The organism is Yersinia aldovae 670-83, from assembly GCF_000834395.1.
Classification (GTDB): domain Bacteria; phylum Pseudomonadota; class Gammaproteobacteria; order Enterobacterales; family Enterobacteriaceae; genus Yersinia; species Yersinia aldovae.
In genome coordinates, this window is record NZ_CP009781.1 from 2,247,472 (window position 1) to 2,269,179 (window position 21,708).

Here is a 21,708-nt window from a genome sequence, read left to right on the forward strand (position 1 = left end):
TTGCCAGTAAAGGTTGAATAACCGCCCCGACACAACACGGACTCTGTGTAACGACTGGCGTAACACAGCACATAAAATCTAACATTTAACCTGATTCTCGTTGAAAGTAAGCGCCCACCAACGATTTACGGAAATGGTTGACACATTCTACGTTAATTTTTGCTCAACGATCAGGCTAAACATGGCCCTATTACGAATATTTTTTCTTTCCGGCGTTCAAAGGCATCGGCGGAGCAAAAAAATTGCCCTGCCCGCCATGAACACCTTTCGCCTGTAGCGTTTGCCATTCTTCACGGGTAAGAACTTCTGCCGCAAAAACTTTCGCATGTGTTCCTGCACAGGCACCGGTCAAACTTTCGACAAATAGCTGATTTTCATAACGTAAATTAATGCTTCTTACTAATCCGGGATGAAGCTTTATCATTTCAACCCGCAACAACTTAAGATAAGAGGTGCTGACAACCGTCAATCCAGCCTGTGAAACCATCACTTTGCACCCTACACCGAGCAGCAAACGGATCATCGGGCGGATTTGATCGATATGTTGACACACATCTGCCTCTGCAAGTTCAAAGATAATACGCTTTCTGTCAGATTTTCTGCATTGCAATAGCGTATCCCGCAGCCAGCGCTGGAAAGGACGCTGTAATAATGAATCAACGCAGATAGAAAATGCCAGAGTTTCGTCCGGCCATAAAGCTAATAAAGGAATTATCCGATCAATTTTCTGACGGTCATAGCGTTCCGCTAATCCGAGCAATTGTACCAATGGCATGAATTCAGCAGCCAGTAACTCTTTCTCGCCATCATATATACGGCTAATCACTTCACGATGATGAACTTTACCGTCTACAGTAATGACGGGTTTTTGATATAACCGTGGGCCACCGTTTACCAGTGTTTGTTCCAGCAAAGTACGCCATTTAACACTACCACGGCCACTTTCGGGTACCTGCGTATCATACACATACCAACCGTTACCCCCATACAACGCCGCATTTTTAGTCGCTTGTCCAGCATTATCCATAATCTGTTCTGCCGATTCTCCACGGCGGTAAGCCACAATTCCAATATGCAACAGTGACTCACGGTCAATTATATGTGGTTCTGGTAGCGATCCGACGGCGTTGACCAACTGAGCGGCCATAACCTCAGCATCTTTCAGTGTTTTGTGTGGCAATAAGATTGCCATGTCACTATTTAGATAACGGGCTAGCAAGGCCGAGGGGTAACGGGCGACAAATGTGGACAGCAGGTTAATCAACGAACTCATCAATTCTTGTACTTGCTGATTATCTCTCGTGTCATTCAGGCTATCAAAGTCCGGTAACTGCACCACCATGACTACACCATGCGCGCCGGGTTCCTCCAACTGAGTCGTCAGTTGGTTATCAAAAAACTGGCGGTTGTTTAGCCCGGTCTTGCCATCCTGAGCAGCAAACGTGCGAATTAACGTATCAACGCGATTACGCTCTTCGCGAACCTCCGCTAACTCCGCCAATAGATGGTCGATGGCCCGGCTCGCACAAGGAGGCCATTCATAATCCTCACTACGAATGGCATATTCGCGTTCACCATTGAGAATACGCTTGGCTCGTCGCTCAAGTTTCTCCTGCCCTGCCGTTTGATCCCGCAGCCAGCGGAAGCTCAGTAGCAGCGTCAATCCCACCAGCACAACGACCAGTGACAGAATTGCCGCCGCATAAAGGGAGCGGGTATAGCTTTTGAGGGGGTCGATATAGGTAAAATGCATAGTCGCCCCCGACTGATGCAGCATCGGCAGCGCCAAAGTGCGATAGCGGCTTGCTTGATTCCAGGGAGCATAAATCGCTGGGAGTTTAAGATGATACAAGGTGCTGGTCTGGTTATTCACACTGAGTTCCACCACACCAATGGCCTGCATCATCAGCGGCAACCATTCACGTTGTTTATCTGCCGGTTGCTGTAATAGTGACTGATCATAAGCCGTCACGATGCTCTGGAGACGGTGCTCCATTTTTTTCTGGCATAAATAGAAGAAACTGACGGTACTGCCCAGTAACACTAAACACATCGCCAATACGACCAGCAGCGTCATAAACGCAGAAAGTTTGGTTGTAAATCGCATCCCTTAGCCTTGCGTTGTGCAATTAAATGGAAAAAAGCCCTCAGCTCCTTGGGGAGAACACTATATGACAAAAACCGGGCGCAACGCTGATTTTTTACCTCATGATGCGATAAATACACAATAATTTGCTCTTTTTCCCTGACGTTCGTGCAATCCCTGGTTAAAGAATAGCTGCTGACAAAAACCATCGACATGATTTTTGTCCTTGATCAGGCTCAAAAGTTGCCGTTAACACTATATTGGCTCACTCTTAGCCCATACGTTTCTGTGTTTCTCATAATGCATACCTCACCTCATTGGCGTTGCAGCCAGTAAGTATCGATGATAACCACGCTGCAACGTGAAGCCGGCAGGGTATTAGGAGTGTTATATGCGAGCGCTTGTCCTTGAGCAAATTGAAGGTCGTACTACCGCCGAAGTACGTAACATCTCACCCTCACAACTGCCTGCGGGTAATGTCACGGTTGACGTCAATTGGTCCAGTCTGAATTATAAAGATGCATTGGCGATCACCGGAAAAGGGAAAATTATCCGCGAATTCCCGATGGTGCCAGGCATTGATTTTGCCGGAACCGTTCATAGCAGCGAAGATCCGCGTTTTCATGTCGGCCAGTCAGTGTTACTGACCGGTTGGGGAGTTGGCGAAAACCACTGGGGTGGTTTAGCGGAACAAGCGCGCGTTAATGGTGACTGGCTGGTGCCGATGCCTGAAGGGATGGACCCACGTAATGCCATGATTATCGGCACCGCCGGGTTTACCGCGATGCTGTGTGTGATGGCGCTGGAGGAAGGTGGTGTGACGCCAGAAAGCGGCGAAGTGGTGGTCACCGGGGCCAGTGGCGGTGTCGGCAGCACCGCAATCGCCCTGCTCTGCGCGCTGGGATATCAGATTGCTGCCATTTCTGGCCGCGACAGTAACAGCGAATATTTGAAGAGTCTGGGCGCGCATCGGGTGCTATCGCGCAACGATTATCTTGATGCTTCGCGTCCATTGGAGAAACAATTGTGGGCCGGTGCCATTGATACGGTTGGCGACAAGTTACTGGCTAAAGTGCTGGCACAGATGAGTTACAACGCCACCGTCGCAGCTTGTGGTTTGGCTGGCGGTTATTCGCTCCCTACCACCGTGATGCCCTTTATTCTGCGCAATGTGCGCTTGCAGGGCGTGGATTCGGTGATGACACCGCAACCGCGCCGCCAACAAGCCTGGCAGCGGCTGCTGAAAGTCTTACCTGAAAGCTTCTATCGGCAAGCATCACAATCCATCACGCTGGCTGATACACCAGATGCGGCGGCAAACCTGCTAGCCAATAAAGTTACCGGCCGGACGTTGGTTAAGATTCGCTAATATTTGTTTTACTAAAAACAGGCATCGGGTGGCTATCTCTGTCACCCGTATTTCCCCTCCTCAGAAATTTCATATTTTTCTTCATTCCCTCGCACTTCCCCCCATAAGCCGCCATGATTGATACATTCACTGTCCGTATGACTCCCCAGACCAATGGAGTAATGCTATGCGCAATTTTTTATCTCATTTAAGTCATCAGGCTAAAAAGCCAGCCAAGTTGACTGAAGCGGATGTCACACCGGAAAGCCTTTTTTACCAGCGCCGTAAGATATTACAGGCATTGGGCGTCACCGCTGCCACACTGGCGTTACCCACATCAGCGCAGGCGGATTTACTGGCCTGGTTTAAAGGTAATGGCCGCCCTAAAGCGCCGTCAGGCAAGCCATTGACGTTTACCCAATCAACGGCTTATCACCCCGATCTGGCAATGACGCCAGAAGACAAAGTGACCGGTTACAATAACTTCTATGAGTTTGGTCTGGATAAAGCCGATCCTGCGGCCAATGCGGGCACGCTAAAGACAGAAGGTTGGCAAATACGGATTGATGGAGATGTGGCTAAACCGATGACACTCGACATTGATGATCTCATGAAACGCTTCCCGCTTGAAGAGCGCATTTACCGGATGCGCTGCGTTGAAGCCTGGTCAATGGTGGTGCCGTGGATCGGTTTTGAATTGGGCAAATTGCTAAAACTGGTTGAACCCACCAGTAATGCCCGCTACGTCGCGTTTCAGACACTTTACGCACCGGATCAAATGCCAGGGCAGGAAGATCGCTTTATTGGCGGCGGCCTGAAATACCCTTATGTCGAAGGATTACGCTTGGATGAGGCCATGAACCCACTGGCCTTTATGACTTTAGGTGTGTATGGCAAAGCCCTACCGCCACAAAATGGTGCACCACTGCGGCTTATCACGCCGTGGAAATACGGTTTTAAAGGAATAAAGTCCATTGTTCATATTCGCCTGACTCATGACCAGCCGCCCACCACCTGGAACCTGAGTGCGCCTAACGAATACGGTTTTTATGCCAACGTAAACCCGCATGTTGACCACCCACGCTGGTCGCAGGCTACCGAGCGTTTTATCGGTTCAGGCGGCATTTTAGATGTACAGCGCCAACCGACGCTACTGTTTAACGGTTATGCCGATCAGGTTGCCTCGCTGTATCGTGGTTTAGACTTAAGGGTGAATTTCTGATGCGACTCAGCTTGCGGCAAATTAAATGGCTAAAAGTGGCTATCTGGCTGGCGGCATCCTTACCGTTCCTGTGGCTGGTTTTATCGGTCGATCAGGGTTGGTTCAGCGCTGATCCCGCCAAAGACATTCAACACTTTACCGGCCGCATGACATTGAAATTGTTACTGGCGACATTGTTGGTCACGCCGCTGGCACGCTACGGCAAGCAGCCATTGCTGATCCGCTGCCGTCGCCTGCTCGGATTGTGGTGTTTTGCCTGGGGCACGCTGCATCTGGTCAGTTATTCTGTTCTGGAGTTAGGATTGAGTAATATCAGCCTGTTAGGGCGAGAACTGGTTACCCGCCCCTACCTGACGTTGGGCATTATCAGTTGGCTATTGTTACTCTCGTTAGCCGTAACATCCACTTTGTGGGCGCAACGAAAAATGGGACCCAACTGGCAAAAACTGCATAATTTGGTGTATGTTGTCGCCATTCTTGCACCAATTCATTATCTTTGGTCGGTTAAAACGCTGTCTCCACAGCCTATTTTGTACGCAATAACGGCAATCATCTTGCTGGCGCTGCGTTATAAAAAATTCCGCCAATGGTGCCGCTAACTGCCTGAACTTATCATCGTTCTCCCCATCATAAATAATGCCAAACGCACAGTTCGCTATTTTTTCTATTGAATATCTTCGCTGATAAGACCAGTATTTAGCTGCTAATTGCTACGATATCATTATAATGCCCGACCTTAGTGCCGATCGCAGTGTCAATTTCGTCGTAAAAAGGTGACAAATCGGTGACATCAGGTTATTTTTTACGATGATGGACTAATTGCCGGAGATACCTGCACAATGTCGGATAAGTTTCACATTTTGCTTCTAAATGGCCCAAACCTGAATCTGCTTGGAACGCGTGAACCGGAAAAGTACGGTTACACCACACTGGCTGAGATTGTCAGCCAGTTAGAGGCTCAAGCTCAGGGAATGGATGTGGCGCTGTCCCATTTGCAGTCGAATGCAGAACATGCGCTGATCGATAGAATTCATCAGGCTCGGGGTAATATCGATTTTATCCTGATCAACCCGGCAGCGTTTACGCATACCAGCGTGGCGCTGCGCGATGCATTGCTAGGTGTGCAGATCCCGTTTATCGAGATCCACTTGTCTAACGTGCATTCCAGGGAGCCTTTCCGTCATCATTCATATCTCTCTGATATCGCGGTTGGCGTAATCTGTGGACTTGGCGCAGATGGCTACAACTTTGCTTTACAGGCAGCGGTAAATCGCTTGTCAAAATCCAACTAATGCAACACACAAAGAGTACGGAATCACACTCATGGATATTCGTAAGATTAAGAAACTGATCGAACTGGTTGAAGAGTCCGGCATTTCAGAGCTGGAAATCTCAGAAGGCGAAGAGTCAGTACGTATCAGTCGTGCTCCCGCCGCACCAAACTACCCAATGATGCAACAGCCGTATGCGTTTGCTGCACCACAGCAACAGCCAGCGCTGGCAGCAGCCGTTGCTCCAGCACCTGCTGAAGCCGCAGCACCGGCTGCTATCAGTGGCCATATAGTGCGCTCCCCAATGGTCGGTACTTTCTACCGCACCCCGAGCCCGGATGCGAAAGCCTTCATTGAAGTAGGTCAGAAAGTTTCTGCTGGTGACACTCTTTGCATCGTTGAAGCGATGAAAATGATGAACCAAATCGAAGCAGATAAATCCGGTACTGTAAAAGCCATTCTGGTTGAAAATGGTCAACCGGTTGAATTCGACGAGCCTCTTGTCGTCATCGAGTAACGAGGCGTTCCATGCTTGATAAAATCGTAATCGCTAACCGCGGTGAGATTGCGCTACGTATCCTGCGAGCTTGTAAAGAGCTGGGGATCAAAACTGTGGCAGTTCACTCTGTTGCGGATCGTGATCTTAAACACGTATTACTGGCTGACGAGACCGTCTGTATTGGTCCCGCGCCATCTGTTAAAAGCTATCTGAACATCCCGGCAATCATTTCTGCTGCTGAGATCACCGGCGCGGTGGCAATTCACCCCGGCTATGGTTTCCTGTCTGAAAATGCTGATTTTGCCGAACAGGTAGAACGTTCAGGTTTCATCTTCATCGGCCCACGCGCCGAAACCATTCGCCTGATGGGTGACAAGGTTTCCGCGATCAATGCTATGAAGAAAGCCGGTGTACCTTGCGTACCAGGCTCTGATGGCCCACTGGATGACGACACTACCAAGAACAAAGCCTTTGCCAAACGAATCGGTTATCCGGTCATTATCAAGGCATCTGGCGGTGGCGGTGGTCGTGGTATGCGTGTAGTTCGTCACGACAAAGATCTTGAACAATCCATTAACATGACCCGTGCGGAAGCCAAAGCGGCTTTCAATAACGACATGGTTTACATGGAAAAATACCTGGAAAACCCACGCCATATCGAAATTCAGATTTTGGCTGACGGTCAGGGTAAAGCTATCTATCTGGCTGAACGTGACTGCTCTATGCAGCGCCGTCACCAGAAAGTGGTTGAAGAGGCACCAGCCCCCGGTATTACCAGCGAAATGCGCCGTTATATCGGCGAGCGCTGCGCGAAAGCTTGTGTGGATATCGGTTATCGCGGTGCAGGAACCTTTGAGTTCCTGTATGAAAACGGCGAGTTCTATTTCATTGAAATGAACACCCGTATTCAGGTTGAACACCCAGTTACCGAAATGATTACCGGTGTCGATTTGATCAAAGAACAGCTGCGCATCGCGGCGGGCCAACCTCTCTCTATCAAACAAGATGAAGTGAAGGTACACGGCCACGCAGTGGAATGCCGTATCAACGCCGAAGATCCAAACACCTTCCTGCCAAGTCCGGGTAAAATTACCCGTTTCCATGCGCCGGGCGGTTTTGGTGTGCGTTGGGAGTCTCATATTTACGCCGGTTATACCGTGCCGCCATATTATGACTCCATGATCGGCAAGCTGATTACTTACGGTGAAAACCGTGATGTTGCTATTGCCCGCATGAAGAATGCGCTGGCAGAACTCATTATCGATGGCATCAAGACCAACGTTGAGTTACAGCAACGCATCATGAACGACGAAAACTTCCAGCACGGTGGCACCAATATCCACTATCTGGAGAAAAAACTCGGGTTGCAAGAAACCTAATATTTCGCCTTTCATGAGTTTTACCTTTTATATCAGGGCCGGTTAATCATCGGCCTTTTTCTTTTTAAACTTTGTTTATGCTTTTATACCCAAGTCATTGGCGTTGTAGCAAAGCGGCAATCTAATGAAATCCGATAAGTTAATTCGGGTACGTGAGAGCAGCTAACAACACTGTAGTGCCAAGTACCAAGGGTATGGGGAAAAGACATGGATACAAGATTTCTACAAGCCAATAAAGAAGCGCGCTGGGCCTTTGGCTTAACGCTGGCTTATCTGGCTGGGTGGATAATAACGGCGTATTTACCGGGTAACATTGCTGGGATAAGCGGCCTACCGGTCTGGTTTGAAGCCGCCTGTATCGCGCTGCCACTGGTGTTTATTGTATTTTGCGTTCTGATGGTGCGTTTTGTCTTCCGCGACATCTCACTGGAGGACGATAATGCAAACTGATGTTGTCCTGCCACTGGTGGGCTATCTGGTCATGGTATTTGGCTTATCCGTGTATGCCTATACCCGCCGCAAAACAGGAAATTTTCTCAACGAATACTTTATCGGCAATCGCTCGATGGGGGGATTCGTACTGGCAATGACCCTAACCGCCACTTATATCAGTGCCAGCTCATTTATCGGCGGGCCGGGTGCAGCCTATAAATATGGCCTTGGTTGGGTGTTATTGGCGATGATCCAGTTACCTGCGGTCTGGCTGTCACTGGGCGTTCTGGGTAAGAAATTTGCCATTTTAGCCCGTCGCTATAACGCCGTAACCCTCAACGATATGCTGTATGCCCGCTATCAGAGCCGGTTACTGGTGTGGCTGGCCAGTGTTAGCCTGTTGGTGGCGTTTGTCGGAGCCATGACGGTACAATTTATTGGTGGCGCTCGTTTACTGGAAACCGCGGCAGGTATTCCTTACGATACCGGCTTATTAATATTTGGTATCAGTATCGCGCTGTATACCTCTTTTGGTGGCTTCCGCGCCAGTGTGCTGAATGATGCTTTGCAAGGGCTGGTAATGCTGGTTGGCACCATCTTGCTACTAGTGGCGGTAATCCATGCCGCAGGCGGGCTGCATAAAGCCGTCGAAACCCTGCAACATATCGATCCAGCGCTAGTTTCCCCGCAAGGGGGCGATCAGATCCTCGATCTGCCCTTTATGGCATCATTCTGGATTTTGGTATGCTTTGGGGTCATTGGCCTGCCACATACCGCCGTGCGCTGTATTTCGTATCGTGATAGCAAAGCGGTACATCGCGGTATTATCCTTGGCACCATTGTGGTGGCAATCCTGATGTTTGGTATGCATCTGGCTGGCGCATTGGGGCGGGCGATCCTACCGGATCTGAAGGTTCCCGATCAGGTGATCCCAACGCTGATGATAACCGTGCTGCCACCGTTTGCTGCGGGGATCTTTCTGGCAGCACCGATGGCGGCGATCATGTCCACCATCAATGCTCAGTTGCTGCAATCTTCTGCCACCATCGTGAAAGATTTATATCTCAATCTGTGGCCAGATGAGTTGAAGAATGAACGTAAGTTGGCGCGAATTTCCAGCTTATCGACACTGGTTCTTGGGCTATTACTGCTGCTTGCCGCCTGGCGGCCACCAGAAATGATTATCTGGCTTAACCTGCTGGCCTTTGGCGGCCTGGAAGCGGTATTCCTGTGGCCATTGGTGCTGGGGCTGTACTGGGAGCGGGCCAATGCTCACGGCGCGCTTAGCGCGATGATTGTCGGTGCGGTATGCTATACCGTACTGGCCAGTTTCAACCTTAAAATAGCCGGTCTGCACCCGATAGTGCCGTCGCTGGTGCTCAATCTACTGGCGTTTTATATCGGTAATCAGTTTGGCGACCGGGCTAGAGCGCGACAGCCCGTGGTAGTTAACGCTGATTAGAAACGATTAATTTATATCAGCTCAATTATATACCCAATCGATTTCAAGATGCAGGAAGGCGGCAAGCGAGGGCATCCCGATGAGCTTACACAGTCAAGTGATTCGGGTGCGTGAGCACAGCCAACATCCCTGCGACTTGAAAGATTAAGGGAATTGAGCTTTTGAGAGAAAAGTTATGCCTTGGATTCAACTAAAATTAAACACTACCGGCAATCAGGCCGAATCCCTTGGGGATGCGCTAATCGAAAGCGGCGCAGTATCGGTAACGTTTCAAGATACTCACGATAATCCGGTGTTTGAGCCGCTACCAGGGGAAACCCGGCTGTGGGGTGATACCGATGTCATCGGTCTATATGATGCTGAAACCGATATGGCAGACGTGATTGCCATGCTGGAATACAATCCGCAGCTCGGTAAAGGTTTTGTCCATAAAATCGAGCAACTGGAAGATAAAGATTGGGAACGTGAATGGATGGATAACTTCCATCCAATGCGTTTTGGCGAGCGCTTATGGATTTGCCCGAGCTGGCGTGATGTGCCCGACCCAACGGCGGTCAATGTGATACTCGACCCCGGTTTGGCCTTTGGTACCGGCACCCATCCGACCACCGCATTATGCCTGCAATGGCTCGATAGCCTGGATCTGACCGGCAAGACGGTTATCGATTTCGGTTGTGGCTCTGGCATCCTGGCGATAGCGGCGCTAAAACTCGGTGCAGCGCACGCTATTGGCATCGATATCGATCCTCAAGCCATTCAAGCCAGCCGTGATAACGCGCAGCGTAACGGCGTTTCAGAGCGTTTGGCGCTATATCTCGCCAAAGACCAGCCGGCAGACTTATCTGCTGACGTGGTCGTCGCTAATATTCTGGCTGGCCCATTGCGAGAACTGGCTCCGCTGATAAGCGTCCTGCCCGTTGCAGGCGGGCATCTGGGTTTATCCGGCGTGCTGGCAACTCAAGCTGTGGGTGTCGCGCAGGCTTATGAGGATAAGTTCACCCTCGATGCGGTCGCTGAGAAAGAAGAATGGTGCCGCATCACCGGTATCAAAAAGTAAAAATGCAAGAACTGCCCTCGCGAACACAGTACACCAGCGCGGGGGGCAAGGTTGTCCATATCGAATGAGTATTGAGTGCAACCCAAGACAACTTTTTTTGTCCGAAATTTGATATACGACTGATTTATATCTGTGCTTTATCGTTGATTTGATGAATAAATCAGCACTATTGACCGCATTCATACTGCATAACCAGTCGATAATGATGTTGTTTAGCAGAAAATATCAAAGCGCATCATTTAACCAAATAGAATTAACATCATGTTATATATGAATAAATAATTAATTAACCCAGATTATCTTATTCTTTATTGCGCTTTTTTAATTAATTGGTCAAAGTTTGGCCTTTCATCTGAGCGCAAAAATGCGTAATATACGCGCCCTTACGGACACAGTGTGGTCATTCTTTGTCTATGCGCATTGGACACATCCAGCTTACAAATTGCCTGATTGCCGCTCCGATGGCGGGTATCACAGATCGCCCCTTCAGAACGCTATGTCATGGCATGGGGGCTGGGATGGCTGTATCTGAAATGCTCTCTTCTAATCCAGAAGTGTGGCGGACAGATAAGTCGCGTTTGCGCATGGTTCATAGTGATGAGCCGGGGATTCGTACCGTGCAAATTGCCGGTAACGACCCGCATGAGATGGCAGCAGCCGCCAGAATCAATGTGGCGAATGGTGCTCAAATCATTGACATCAATATGGGATGCCCGGCCAAGAAAGTGAATCGCAAACTGGCAGGATCAGCATTATTGCAGCATCCTGAACTGGTCAAACAGATCCTCTCCGCTGTGGTTAATGCGGTAGATGTTCCAGTAACGTTGAAGATCCGGACGGGTTGGTCGCCAGAACACCGTAACTGTATAGAAATTGCCCAACTAGCCGAAAACTGTGGTATACAAGCCCTGACGATTCATGGCCGAACCCGTTCTTGCCTGTTTAATGGTGAGGCGGAGTACGACAGTATTCGGGCAGTTAAGCAGACTGTTTCCATTCCCGTTATCGCGAATGGTGACATCACTGACCCGCATAAAGCCAGAGCGGTGCTCGACTACACTGGAGCTGATGCTCTGATGATAGGACGTGCCGCTCAGGGAAGACCTTGGATCTTCCGGGAAATCCAGCATTACCTGGACACAGGGGAGCTGCTGCCACCGATGCCACTTGGCGAAGTACAGCGCTTGTTAAACGGGCATATACGGGAATTGCACGACTTTTATGGTCCAGGCAAGGGATTTCGTATTGCACGTAAGCACGTCTCTTGGTATCTCCAGGAGCACGCCCCTAACGACCAGTTTCGGCGCACATTCAACGCCATTGAGGATGCCAGCGAACAGCTGGAGGCGTTGGAGGCATATTTCGAAAATCTTGCGTAAACAGAAAAAAGAGCTGACAGAACTATGTTCGAACAACGCGTAAATTCTGACGTACTGACCGTTGCAACCGTAAACTCACAAGATCAGGTGACTCAAAAGCCTTTGCGTGACTCGGTTAAACAAGCACTGAAGAACTATTTTGCTCAACTGAATGGTCAAGATGTAAGTGACCTGTATGAGTTGGTACTGGCTGAAGTTGAACAGCCATTGTTGGACATGGTGATGCAATACACCCGTGGCAACCAAACCCGCGCTGCCCTGATGATGGGCATCAACCGTGGCACGCTACGTAAGAAATTGAAAAAATACGGCATGAACTGATACTAGTCAGTTAAGTTGTTGTTTAAAAAGGCGTACTCCACACGGAGCGCGCCTTTTTTGTTAGGCCATTTCTACCCGGTTGCGCCCCTGCTGTTTCGCCCGGTACAACGCTTCATCCGCCTGTTTCAGGGCATCTTCTGGCGAGCCATTCTCACCATCCCAGTGCGCTACACCCAATGAAATCGTAATGGGGCGAACATCCGCTATCACCATCGTTTCGACATTATGACGTAGCCTGCTGGCGACCTGCCCAGCGACATCCCGTGATATACCTGGTAATAACATTAGAAACTCTTCCCCACCGCTACGGCACAGAATGTCGGTATCACGAGAGCTATCACGTATTTGCAACGCCAGTTGTTTGATAACTTCATCACCCACATCATGGCCGTAGGAGTCATTGATCATTTTGAAGTGGTCAATATCGAGCGCAATGGCGGAAAAATGCTGCCCGAGCTGTGAAATAGGTTCGAGGGTGGTTGCCAACCCACGGCGATTATACAGCCCCGTCATCGGATCGGTTTGTGCCTCAAATTTCAACTTACCAATTTTCTTTTGTAATAGGCTAATGCCTATCAATAACGCCCGCTTAAGTTGCGTCGATTCAAAATACCAAGATGGGATCTCTTTGATACTGTTGGCAATATCTGGCTTATCCATGTTATTGGCACTGCCCGCAAGTAGCCATAATGGGCGGGCAATCAGCCGGGAGAGCAGCCAAACCCCCAGCAACGTGAGTATCGCCAGCGGCGTGATATGGCCCAATCCCTTAAGCATTAGCCCTTCCAGCGGCTTTAAGGTTGATGCCTCCGGCCGCAGGGTAATGATTTCCCAACCTGATGGCTCTACAATGGCGTAGCCCGCCAACATCGACTCACCACCAGTACTGGTGACCATCAAACTCCCATTGGTCGCGGCTTTGGCTACCTCAGTGATGGGCCTTGGTTCCAGAATCTCCCCGATACGGTTCACATCCCGGTGATAAAGGATGCGACGATCACGGTCGAGCACCACGATGTAGGAACCATCACGATAGTAATGCTCACCCAATAACTCATTTAAAATACTTTGCTTACGCAGATAAATAGTCCCGCCGATATAACCACGGTACCGTCCATCCGGCGTAATGATAGGTGTCGATATATTGATAACGAGATTATTTGTAGCAGATATATAGGGTTTGCTGATTATCGGGCGGCGCAGCTTTAATGCTTCCACCGAACCTGGGGATGACAAGACGCGGCCTAATAACTGGAGGCTGTCTGGGGATGTTGCACGTATAACCCCATGCGCATCGGTTATCACCACCGAGTTAAAGCTGTCAGTCTGGTATTTTAGCCGCGCGGTTTCTGCTTGCAGAACGGCCTGATCATCAAAATGCTTAGCGGCGATCATGCTGCTGTAATGAAGCTGCTTTTGCGCACTTCTTAGGAAGATTTCAGTACTGGACGCCAGCTTAGTCGCATAAACACGATTAGCCTCCAGCGTGTTATCAATCAGTAACTACCGCTGTACTCGATAACTGGCATAAAAGCTGTTCGCCAACGTCACAAACGCGCTCATCACAGCCAGAATAAGGATTAAGCGACCTAAGTCGAGGCGGAAAATTTTGCTGGAAATAATAGAGCGTGACAAGACAGCATTCCTGAGACGATAAATAGCCATGTATAGCATTGACGGTAACACGAAAATAAGCCGAGAATCCGCCTATATCGACCGTGATATCATATTTATCTGCTCAGATTAATCGTTCTCACGCTATAGTCATTATTAACAACTATCTATACCAGAGTAATTGACGTTGCAGGAAGTGGATTGCTGACGGAAGTCTGACTTGGACTGATAATAGGGGTTGATTATGAACAAGCTGGTCATTGTCGTAGCACTCGCAGCCACCGTATTAAGTGGTTGTGCGAATAACAGAACGGCGTCTGGTGATACTTTCACTGCCTCTCAGGCACGACAAGTACAGACCGTCACTTATGGCACCGTGGTTTCTGCACGGCCGGTCACTATCCAAGGTGGCGATAAAAATAACGTCGCGGGTGCTATTGGCGGCGCGGTTGTTGGCGGGTTCTTAGGTAATACCATCGGTGGGGGCCGTGGTAATAGCCTGGCAACCGCGGGTGGGGTGGTTGCTGGTGGGATGGCAGGCCAGGGCGTCCAAAGTGCCATGAACAGAAGTGATGGTGTGCAGTTAGAAATCCGCCGTGATGATGGCAGCAGTATTGTGGTGGTTCAGGCGCAGGGGCCAACCCGCTTCAGTGCCGGTCAACGCGTCATTATTGCCAGTGATCGTAGCGGCACCGTGACGGTTTCTCCTCGTTAAAGCCAAAAGCCGGGGGCCATCCTCCGGCCTTTACGACAAAATCATTAATATCTTCACTTTATTTCACCACCAGCGCGCATCTGCGTAACAAGCTGTTTTATCACATCAAACACCGTACTCACGCCAGAAAATAGATGAAAAAACCATTCATATTGATTACATCAGTTGAATATTAGGTTGCCACGATGAATGTGTTGTGGTTTAATGCGTCATCGGTTTGGAACACAGACCTTATGAAAGCAGTTTTAGTAAAGCAGTCCTCAGTTCAAGCGCTATCCATAGATATCCCTTCTCCGTGAGTCTCCTCCTAAGTGCCTAAGTAAGTTACCTTCTGAAAACAGACCACGTTCGCTACACTATTGTGGCAAAAAAATTGAAGGAAGTATCTCTATGTCTAATAAAATGACTGGTTTAGTAAAATGGTTTGACGCTGGTAAAGGTTTTGGTTTTATCACTCCTGCTGACGGCAGCAAAGATGTGTTCGTTCACTTCTCTGCTATCCAGAGCAATGATTTCAAAACCTTAGATGAAGGCCAAAAAGTGGAGTTCTCTATCGAGAGCGGCGCTAAAGGCCCATCAGCGGTAAACGTAGTCGCTCTGTAATACAGCGTGATTAGGGGAGCAGGCTGCCGATAGCGATGACGGCCAGACCCGAGCAGTGTAGCCAGCTCCCCAAGTAAAGTATGAAAGTCGTACCCGGTTGACAGTAACATTTATGCAAGCAGTTTTAGTAAAGCAGTTCTCCGTATTAGCGTTATCAGACAGATACCTCTTCTCCGCGAAATTCCTTCTAAGTGCCCCCATAAGTTGTGCCCAAGCCTCTCCGCTCGCCTATGGCAGCAATATAAAAAAATTGAAGGAAGTATCTCTATGTCTAATAAAATGACTGGTTTAGTAAAATGGTTTAACGCTGATAAAGGTTTCGGTTTCATCACGCCTGCTGACGGCAGCAAAGATGTGTTCGTTCACTTCTCTGCTATCCAGAGCAATGATTTCAAAACCTTAGATGAAGGCCAAAAAGTGGAGTTCTCTATCGAGAGCGGCGCTAAAGGCCCAGCAGCGGCAAACGTTGTTGTGCTGTAAAGCCAATAATTAGAATAACTTACGATAGCGATGAAGGTGATAGCCCTGAGCAGTTAAGTTATTCTGAATAAAAAAAACCGCCTTAGTGCGGTTTTTTTGTTTTTGTATGGCACCAACCGCTTACTGTGACTTGCGCAATTCAATACCCACATCCCCACCGGGGTGTACCGCCAGTAATGTTTCTTTGCTAAAACCACTGCGAGCCATTAGACAAACACAAATGGCATCAAACAGTGCTAACACTAAAACAATGGATGTCGTAGCTAACATATTCAGCGGGTCTATCTCTTGCTGCACATGTGTTTTTAGCACTAAAGCAGAAACCTGCGCGATAGCCGACTGCTCATTCTCCGTCACGCTGATAATCTTCACCTGTTTGCGTTGCAGAGTCGGCAACAAACGAGTCAACTCATCTGAGTTACCGCCACGGGAAATGAGGATAATGATATCCTGTGGCCCCAGAAATCCTAAATCGCCATGCGCGGCATCGGTGGCATTCAAGTAAATCGCGGGTTGTTCCACACAAGCCAACATATGAGCCACTTTTCGCGCCGCAATACCTGATGTACCCACGCCCGTTACCGCAATTTTGCCACGGCACCCGGCCAGCATCCCCAGCACTTGTAACCACACTCGTTGATCGACATTATCCTTTAATGCTGCCAGCTCACGGCTGTAAGTCATCCATGCATCACTGGCCATCCGCCATTCATCACTCTGGCTCATGCCTCCTCCTGCATCAATTCCTGATAACGTATATGGTCGTGATACATCTGGTGGAACACCCGATATTTGCGATCGTAATAAGCTTTGATTTTATTAGTTTGCGGCGTGACCGTTTTACCAATTCGGCTCATGGCCGTCATCGCCTCTGGCAGCGACTCAAATACACCAGCGGCCACCGTGCCCATCATGGCGCTGCCCAACAGCATGGCTTCACTCTCTTCCGGTAACAACATGGCGCAGCCGGTAGCATTAGCATGTTCCTGCACAAAAATTGGATTCTTGGTGCCGCCGCCACTGGCCATCATGGTATCAATTCTATATCCATTCTGATTCATGGTTTCGATGATATGTCGCGTACCTAACGCCAGCGCCTGAATGGTCGCCAGATAGCGCAACGCCATATCCTCGAAGGTTATCGAGAGCTTCAATCCGGTAATAATACCGGTCAGATTCGGGTTAGCCCGCGGCGAACGGTTGCCGTGGAAATATGGCAAAATATGAATGTCCTTGGTCAGGAAGGCGATATTCTCCGGCTCCCCGGCAAGCTGGCGTAGAATGTGATTCAACGCCTCATAGATGGTTTCCCCTTTGCTTTTAGCCTGAGCCAATAACTCCGGATAACACGGATGTGTCTGAATAATATGATCAATTAAGGCTCCGGTTGCCGACTGCCCGCCCTCATTCAACCAGTATTCCGGTAGAATGGCAGAATAATATGGCCCCCAGATGCCACCAATGAAATGCGCAGAACGGGACATCGCCATATGTGCAGTGGAGGTGCCGCCAATCAGCGCAATTCGCCGATCAAAATTGGCATTTTCGCCAGTAACCCCGCTGGCACCTAAAATACCAATGGTGCCCGCGTGAGCATCAATAATCGAGACGCTGACCGCAGTGCCGGGGATCAGGCCCATTTCTGACGCCGCCCGTTGACTTAATCCTCGTCCCAATGGCTCCCCCATTGGTTTAACCGTAGCACCGATTTTCGCCGCATTGTTATCCAGCAAATCAGCCAGCCCGATCAATTTGAAATAGGACGGGGCCCAGCGATCCTCATGGCCCAGATAGGTCCATTTACATACCGTGGAACAGAGCGAACGGGTTTCATCTTTTGTTGCACGCCAGGTCAAAAAATCCGGTAAATCAAAAAGATGACCGACATTACTCCAGGTGGTTGGCATGTGCTGTTTTAGCCATAATAGCTTTGGCGTTTGCATTTCAGGTGAAATCACCCCGCCGACAAACTCCAGCACCGGGTGTTTGGTGGCATTAATCCGTTCCGCCTGCGTAATCGCGCGATGATCCATCCAGACAATCACGTTTTGCTCACTGCGCCCCGACGGGCTGACCGTCAGCGGATTGCCTTCTTTGTCCAGCACCACCAGCGAACAGGTGGCATCAAAACCCATCCCTTTCACCTGGATCGGGTTGATATCGGCCTGATTAACCGCATCGCGCACCGCATTACACACCGCCTGCCAGATGTTATCGGAAGACTGCTCCACAAAATCGGCCTTAGGCTTAAACATGGTGATTTCACGGCTAGCCTGCCCGACCATACGGCCCTGCAAATCGAATACTCCCGCTCTTGCACTGCCGGTTCCTACATCTACGCCGATAAAGTAACTTGCCATTGTTTTATCCCTCAATTCTTAAGCCTTACGATTCTGTAATGCGATAAAGAGGATCAGCACCCCACCCCATAACGCCATAGTCAGGTAGCTACTCACCCCCAGCAAATTCAGGCCACTTTCCAGTAATTGCAGTACCACCAATGCCAAAATCAGACCAATAATGCGGCCAAAACCACCATCCGGGTTAATCCCACCCAGCACCGAGGCCAGAATGGTCACCAACAGATAGGATTCGCCGTAACCGGCTTTGGCGGAGTTAAATTTTGCCATCATCAGGATGGCCGCCCCCCAACCCAATAAGGCTGACAGGATATAAACTGCAATCTGAACCCGATGGGTATTCACACCGCTAAAGCGAGTCGCCTGCTCATTAGAGCCGACCAGATAAATACTGCGCCCCAGCGTAGTATGTTCGAGCAGCACCCATAACCCTGCCGAAACCAGCAAGAACAGAATCATCGCCACAGGAATACCGGCAATAACACCGCTACCAATGTATTGAATTACTGGCGGGAATCCGGAGATAACATCCCCGTTGGACAACAAGATATTCAGGCCGGTAATCAGCGTCATGGTTCCCAGTGTGGCCAGAATCGGTGATACACCAATCACCGAAATCAACATGCCGTTTAAGGTGCCAATCGCCACCGCCACCAGCAATCCGGCGACTAAAGCCAACAGCAGGAACAACGGTTGATCTGGATGGCTAACAATGATGGCCGCCATGACTAATGAGCAAGCATTGGCTCCGGCAATAATCGATAAGTTAATGCCGCCAGTTAGCATGGTCAGCCCCATTCCCAGCGCCAACATGCCTAAAATGGGCAACTGCGAGGAAATAGACTGGAAATTACCCAAACTGAAAAAGCGTTGCCCCAAGGTCAGTGAGAAGGCCAACATCACTGCAATCAAAATCAGCAATTGCAGGCGGATAATGCGGTCGTCAGGAATCATTCGGTTTAGCCAGGTCATATCAGTGCTCCCTCAGCAATTTACGTTTTTCATTCCATGCGGTGCTACTGATACTCACCAAAATGATCGCGCCACTGAAAACCGTATGCCAGTAAGAGGAGACACTCAGTAGCGTCAGGCCGTTTTGTAAAAATGCCAGCAACATGACACCGAGCACAGTGCCGGTTAATGTGCCACGACCGCCACTCATACTGGTGCCACCGAGTACCACCGCGGCCAGTACCGTCAGCTCAAATCCCATCAATGAGTTAGGTGCAACTGATTGAGAAATCTGCGCCTGAACCACCGCCGCAACCCCCGCCAGCAACCCCATATAGCCATAGACATACAGATGCAACCGCAGAATATTAATGCCCAAACGGGAAGCCGCATCTTTGTTACTACCCATCGCAAATATCTGCCGCCCAAGACGGGTATAATTCATCAGCACACCGGTAAAGATAATGGTGGCAGCCAGGCAAAATAGCGGTAATGTCAGGCCATAGTCATAACCGTCACTGCCGGTAAACGAGAACCAGTTAATCCCGGTCATAAACCAATCTGGGAAGCCGTACAGCCAGGTGCCGTTAGTGAAATAAACCAGTAGCCCGTAGAACAGATTCAGCGTGGCAATGGTGATAATAATCGCCGGCACTTTCAGCCAATACACCAGCAATCCATTTACCAGCCCCAGTACCAAACCAACGGCCATAGCCAGAACGAATGCAAGTGGGAAGCTGCCACCGTGGGTAATCACCCATGATGCCATCACGTATTGCGCGATTGCTGTTACTGCCGGAAACGAGATATCAATCCCACCGGCGATCAGCACCACAAACAGCCCGCAAGCCAGAATACCCAAGATGGCATAACTGGTCGCGACATCGGTTAGGTTCCCCAATGTCAGGAACTCCGGGCTTTTCACACTCAGGCCAATAGCCAACAGCAATACCAGCAGGCCGAGATAAAACTCATGCCGCCCTGTTAGTTGACGTAGTTTTAGCTTATCCATTGACCACCTCGGCTACCTGTTGTTCGGTGCATTGATGCGGATAAAACTCGGCCACCAGTTCACCTTTGCGCATCACTAATATCCGGTGACTGTTGTAGTAAGCCTCCGGGATCTCGTCACAAATCATCAATACCGCCATTCCCTGCTCTGCCAGCGCCTTGGCAATGTGGTAAATCCCTTCTTTGTTGGCGATATCCACCCCTACCGTCGGGGAGTCGAGGATCAAAATACGCGGTTGCGTTGCCACCCATTTGGCAATGGCAATACGCTGTGCATTGCCACCAGACAGTGTTTTCACCGGCAGCGCGGTATCGGATACTTTGATGTTCAGATCCAACACCAGCTGTTTCACCAGCGCGCTAGCTTTGGTGTGATCCAGCAATCCACTGCGGGTATGCAATTTGTCGAAAACCGAGACAATAGTGTTGTCATAGATCGACTGTTCCATGATCAACCCTTGCGTTAGACGATCCTCAGAGACATAGCCGATCCCGTGGCGGATAGCATCGCGGTTATTGCGAAAATGCACCGGCTCACCGGCCACCCGCAACTCACCACTATCGGGTTGGGTCATGCCAAATAAGCTCAGACACAACTCGGTTCGGCCTGCGCCAAGTAAGCCAGTGATAGAGACAATCTCACCCTGATGTAGAGTCAAATCGATATTACGGTACTGCGTGCCACGGCTGAGTTTTCTCACTTCCAGCAAAGGTACAGCCTTGGCTGCCAGCGGTGGTAGCGGGCTATAAGTAAAGCGTTGGCCAGTCATCAGGAATGCCAACTCATGGCTATCTAACTCGCTGGCAGGCCAGGTGCCAATTAACTTACCATCGCGCATCACACTGATACGGTCGGCCACTTCCATCACTTCATCCAACCTATGGCTGACAAATACTACGCAGATGCCTTGTGATTTGAGGTCACGTACCACGTTCAACAAACCTTTCACCTCCTGGCTGGTCAGCGAGGCGGTGGGTTCATCCATAATCACCAAGCGGGCATCGGCAGCGATGGCGCGGCAAATCGCCACTAACTGGCGGTCGGCAATGGAAAGCTGTTCAACTTTTTTATCGGGATCGAGAGTCACGCCGACTCGCTGCATAGCGGCCAAGGCGCGCTCACGCATACTTTTGCGTTTCACCCAAAAGTCGCCACCCGGCAAATAGCGGTGGACGGCAATGTTCTCGGATACGGTTAAATTGGGGAATAATGACAGGTCTTGATAAATCACCTGCACGCCGTAGAAGAATGAGAGTTGCGGCGTAAACTGATGAAACAGTTTGCCGTCGATCAAGATACTCGCGCCTTTCTCTGGCTGATAAACTCCTGAAATCACTTTGATAATGGTGCTCTTGCCGCAGCCGTTCTGACCTGCCAGACAGTGCACTTCTCCTTTATTCAGCGTGAGATTCACATTATCCAGCGCCAGTACACCGGGGAACCGCTTACTGATATTTTCAAGAGTGATAAATGCGTTAGCCTGAGTCATGACAATACCTTCCCTAACGCCATTAGCA

The 21,708-nt window shown here is 49.7% G+C and carries 20 protein-coding genes and 1 pseudogene; 14 read left to right on the top strand and 7 right to left on the bottom strand.

The annotated features are described in order from the left end of the window. Positions 1–190 precede the first annotated feature (190 nt). Entirely contained in the window at positions 191–2,107 is a 1,917-nt protein-coding gene (gene csrD, locus AT01_RS10260; RefSeq protein WP_042547086.1) for an RNase E specificity factor CsrD, read from the bottom strand. A 370-nt stretch (positions 2,108–2,477) separates the two neighbouring features. On the opposite strand from csrD, the gene acuI reads away from it, so the two are divergent. From acuI to fis, 11 genes are all read left to right on the top strand, one after another. After that, complete coding sequence (gene acuI / locus AT01_RS10265) at positions 2,478–3,455, top strand: acrylyl-CoA reductase (NADPH) (protein WP_042547087.1); 978 nt, start codon at positions 2,478–2,480, stop codon at positions 3,453–3,455. Positions 3,456–3,621: 166 nt separating this feature from the next. Next, positions 3,622–4,656, top strand: coding sequence for a protein-methionine-sulfoxide reductase catalytic subunit MsrP (gene msrP, locus AT01_RS10270; protein ID WP_042547088.1), 1,035 nt, complete (start codon positions 3,622–3,624; stop codon positions 4,654–4,656). Beyond that, positions 4,656–5,255: a protein-methionine-sulfoxide reductase heme-binding subunit MsrQ gene (gene msrQ, locus AT01_RS10275; protein ID WP_042547089.1), complete on the top strand. Its 600-nt coding sequence runs from the start codon at positions 4,656–4,658 to the stop codon at positions 5,253–5,255. Before msrP ends, msrQ begins: the two co-directional genes overlap by 1 nt. 240 nt (positions 5,256–5,495) lie before the next feature. Then, positions 5,496–5,948 carry a type II 3-dehydroquinate dehydratase gene (aroQ, locus tag AT01_RS10280; protein ID WP_042547090.1) on the top strand — a complete coding sequence of 151 codons (453 nt, stop codon included), beginning with the start codon at positions 5,496–5,498 and terminating at the stop codon, positions 5,946–5,948. 31 nt (positions 5,949–5,979) lie between these two features. Continuing rightward, positions 5,980–6,444, top strand: coding sequence for an acetyl-CoA carboxylase biotin carboxyl carrier protein (gene accB / locus AT01_RS10285; RefSeq protein ID WP_004701474.1), 465 nt, complete (start codon positions 5,980–5,982; stop codon positions 6,442–6,444). Between the two features lie 11 nt (positions 6,445–6,455). Beyond that, positions 6,456–7,805 (top strand): acetyl-CoA carboxylase biotin carboxylase subunit, encoded by a 1,350-nt coding sequence (gene accC, locus AT01_RS10290; RefSeq protein ID WP_004701476.1) that lies wholly within the window; start codon positions 6,456–6,458, stop codon positions 7,803–7,805. 207 nt (positions 7,806–8,012) lie between these two features. Then, the gene (locus AT01_RS10295) at positions 8,013–8,255 is read left to right on the top strand and encodes a YhdT family protein (protein ID WP_042547091.1); all 243 of its coding nucleotides are present in this window, start codon (positions 8,013–8,015) and stop codon (positions 8,253–8,255) included. After that, positions 8,245–9,699, top strand: a complete 1,455-nt coding sequence (panF, locus tag AT01_RS10300) for a sodium/pantothenate symporter (RefSeq protein ID WP_042547092.1) — start codon at positions 8,245–8,247, stop codon at positions 9,697–9,699. Before AT01_RS10295 ends, panF begins: the two co-directional genes overlap by 11 nt. Positions 9,700–9,874: 175 nt before the next feature. Further along, a complete protein-coding gene (gene prmA / locus AT01_RS10305) occupies positions 9,875–10,756 on the top strand; it encodes a 50S ribosomal protein L11 methyltransferase (protein WP_042547093.1) in 882 nt (293 codons plus the stop codon). A gap of 413 nt (positions 10,757–11,169) precedes the next feature. Beyond that, positions 11,170–12,135, top strand: a complete 966-nt coding sequence (gene dusB / locus AT01_RS10310) for a tRNA dihydrouridine synthase DusB (RefSeq protein WP_042547094.1) — start codon at positions 11,170–11,172, stop codon at positions 12,133–12,135. Positions 12,136–12,159: 24 nt separating this feature from the next. Continuing rightward, positions 12,160–12,456 (top strand): DNA-binding transcriptional regulator Fis, encoded by a 297-nt coding sequence (gene fis, locus AT01_RS10315; RefSeq protein WP_002210061.1) that lies wholly within the window; start codon positions 12,160–12,162, stop codon positions 12,454–12,456. Between the two features lie 60 nt (positions 12,457–12,516). Here the strand turns inward: fis and AT01_RS10320 are convergent. Further along, a pseudogene (locus AT01_RS10320) lies at positions 12,517–14,079 on the bottom strand (diguanylate cyclase). 235 nt (positions 14,080–14,314) lie between these two features. Here AT01_RS10320 and AT01_RS10325 point away from each other — a divergent pair. From AT01_RS10325 to cspG, 3 genes are all read left to right on the top strand, one after another. Next, the gene (locus AT01_RS10325) at positions 14,315–14,785 is read left to right on the top strand and encodes an outer membrane lipoprotein (protein ID WP_004701487.1); all 471 of its coding nucleotides are present in this window, start codon (positions 14,315–14,317) and stop codon (positions 14,783–14,785) included. A gap of 390 nt (positions 14,786–15,175) precedes the next feature. Next, entirely contained in the window at positions 15,176–15,388 is a 213-nt protein-coding gene (gene cspE, locus AT01_RS10330) for a transcription antiterminator/RNA stability regulator CspE (RefSeq protein WP_011817288.1), read from the top strand. A 267-nt stretch (positions 15,389–15,655) separates the two neighbouring features. Beyond that, positions 15,656–15,868, top strand: a complete 213-nt coding sequence (gene cspG / locus AT01_RS10335; RefSeq protein ID WP_042547095.1) for a cold shock protein CspG — start codon at positions 15,656–15,658, stop codon at positions 15,866–15,868. Positions 15,869–15,988: 120 nt separating this feature from the next. Here the strand turns inward: cspG and AT01_RS10340 are convergent, their stop codons facing one another. Genes AT01_RS10340 through AT01_RS10360 form a run of 5 tightly spaced genes read right to left on the bottom strand, consistent with a single transcriptional unit; the run spans position 15,989 to position 21,680 of the window. After that, positions 15,989–16,594 carry a KpsF/GutQ family sugar-phosphate isomerase gene (locus tag AT01_RS10340; RefSeq protein WP_042547096.1) on the bottom strand — a complete coding sequence of 202 codons (606 nt, stop codon included), beginning with the start codon at positions 16,592–16,594 and terminating at the stop codon, positions 15,989–15,991. Next, positions 16,591–18,228 carry an FGGY-family carbohydrate kinase gene (locus AT01_RS10345; protein WP_042547097.1) on the bottom strand — a complete coding sequence of 546 codons (1,638 nt, stop codon included), beginning with the start codon at positions 18,226–18,228 and terminating at the stop codon, positions 16,591–16,593. Before AT01_RS10345 ends, AT01_RS10340 begins: the two co-directional genes overlap by 4 nt. An 18-nt stretch (positions 18,229–18,246) precedes the next feature. After that, on the bottom strand, positions 18,247–19,200 hold the full coding sequence (locus AT01_RS10350) for an ABC transporter permease (protein WP_042547098.1): 954 nt from the start codon (positions 19,198–19,200) through the stop codon (positions 18,247–18,249). 1 nt (position 19,201) lies between these two features. Beyond that, on the bottom strand, positions 19,202–20,191 hold the full coding sequence (locus tag AT01_RS10355; protein ID WP_042547099.1) for an ABC transporter permease: 990 nt from the start codon (positions 20,189–20,191) through the stop codon (positions 19,202–19,204). Next, positions 20,184–21,680, bottom strand: a complete 1,497-nt coding sequence (locus tag AT01_RS10360) for a sugar ABC transporter ATP-binding protein (RefSeq protein ID WP_042547100.1) — start codon at positions 21,678–21,680, stop codon at positions 20,184–20,186. The genes AT01_RS10355 and AT01_RS10360 overlap by 8 nt, the downstream gene beginning before the upstream one ends. Between the last annotated feature and the right edge of the window lie 28 nt (positions 21,681–21,708).

Coding starts and splice junctions, on each gene's coding strand:
- csrD (WP_042547086.1), bottom strand. CDS start 2,107: ATGCGATTTACAACCAAACTTTCTGCGTTTATGACGCTGCTGGTCGTA.
- acuI (WP_042547087.1), top strand. CDS start 2,478: ATGCGAGCGCTTGTCCTTGAGCAAATTGAAGGTCGTACTACCGCCGAA.
- msrP (WP_042547088.1), top strand. CDS start 3,622: ATGCGCAATTTTTTATCTCATTTAAGTCATCAGGCTAAAAAGCCAGCC.
- msrQ (WP_042547089.1), top strand. CDS start 4,656: ATGCGACTCAGCTTGCGGCAAATTAAATGGCTAAAAGTGGCTATCTGG.
- aroQ (WP_042547090.1), top strand. CDS start 5,496: ATGTCGGATAAGTTTCACATTTTGCTTCTAAATGGCCCAAACCTGAAT.
- accB (WP_004701474.1), top strand. CDS start 5,980: ATGGATATTCGTAAGATTAAGAAACTGATCGAACTGGTTGAAGAGTCC.
- accC (WP_004701476.1), top strand. CDS start 6,456: ATGCTTGATAAAATCGTAATCGCTAACCGCGGTGAGATTGCGCTACGT.
- AT01_RS10295 (WP_042547091.1), top strand. CDS start 8,013: ATGGATACAAGATTTCTACAAGCCAATAAAGAAGCGCGCTGGGCCTTT.
- panF (WP_042547092.1), top strand. CDS start 8,245: ATGCAAACTGATGTTGTCCTGCCACTGGTGGGCTATCTGGTCATGGTA.
- prmA (WP_042547093.1), top strand. CDS start 9,875: ATGCCTTGGATTCAACTAAAATTAAACACTACCGGCAATCAGGCCGAA.
- dusB (WP_042547094.1), top strand. CDS start 11,170: ATGCGCATTGGACACATCCAGCTTACAAATTGCCTGATTGCCGCTCCG.
- fis (WP_002210061.1), top strand. CDS start 12,160: ATGTTCGAACAACGCGTAAATTCTGACGTACTGACCGTTGCAACCGTA.
- AT01_RS10325 (WP_004701487.1), top strand. CDS start 14,315: ATGAACAAGCTGGTCATTGTCGTAGCACTCGCAGCCACCGTATTAAGT.
- cspE (WP_011817288.1), top strand. CDS start 15,176: ATGTCTAATAAAATGACTGGTTTAGTAAAATGGTTTGACGCTGGTAAA.
- cspG (WP_042547095.1), top strand. CDS start 15,656: ATGTCTAATAAAATGACTGGTTTAGTAAAATGGTTTAACGCTGATAAA.
- AT01_RS10340 (WP_042547096.1), bottom strand. CDS start 16,594: ATGAGCCAGAGTGATGAATGGCGGATGGCCAGTGATGCATGGATGACT.
- AT01_RS10345 (WP_042547097.1), bottom strand. CDS start 18,228: ATGGCAAGTTACTTTATCGGCGTAGATGTAGGAACCGGCAGTGCAAGA.
- AT01_RS10350 (WP_042547098.1), bottom strand. CDS start 19,200: ATGACCTGGCTAAACCGAATGATTCCTGACGACCGCATTATCCGCCTG.
- AT01_RS10355 (WP_042547099.1), bottom strand. CDS start 20,191: ATGGATAAGCTAAAACTACGTCAACTAACAGGGCGGCATGAGTTTTAT.
- AT01_RS10360 (WP_042547100.1), bottom strand. CDS start 21,680: ATGACTCAGGCTAACGCATTTATCACTCTTGAAAATATCAGTAAGCGG.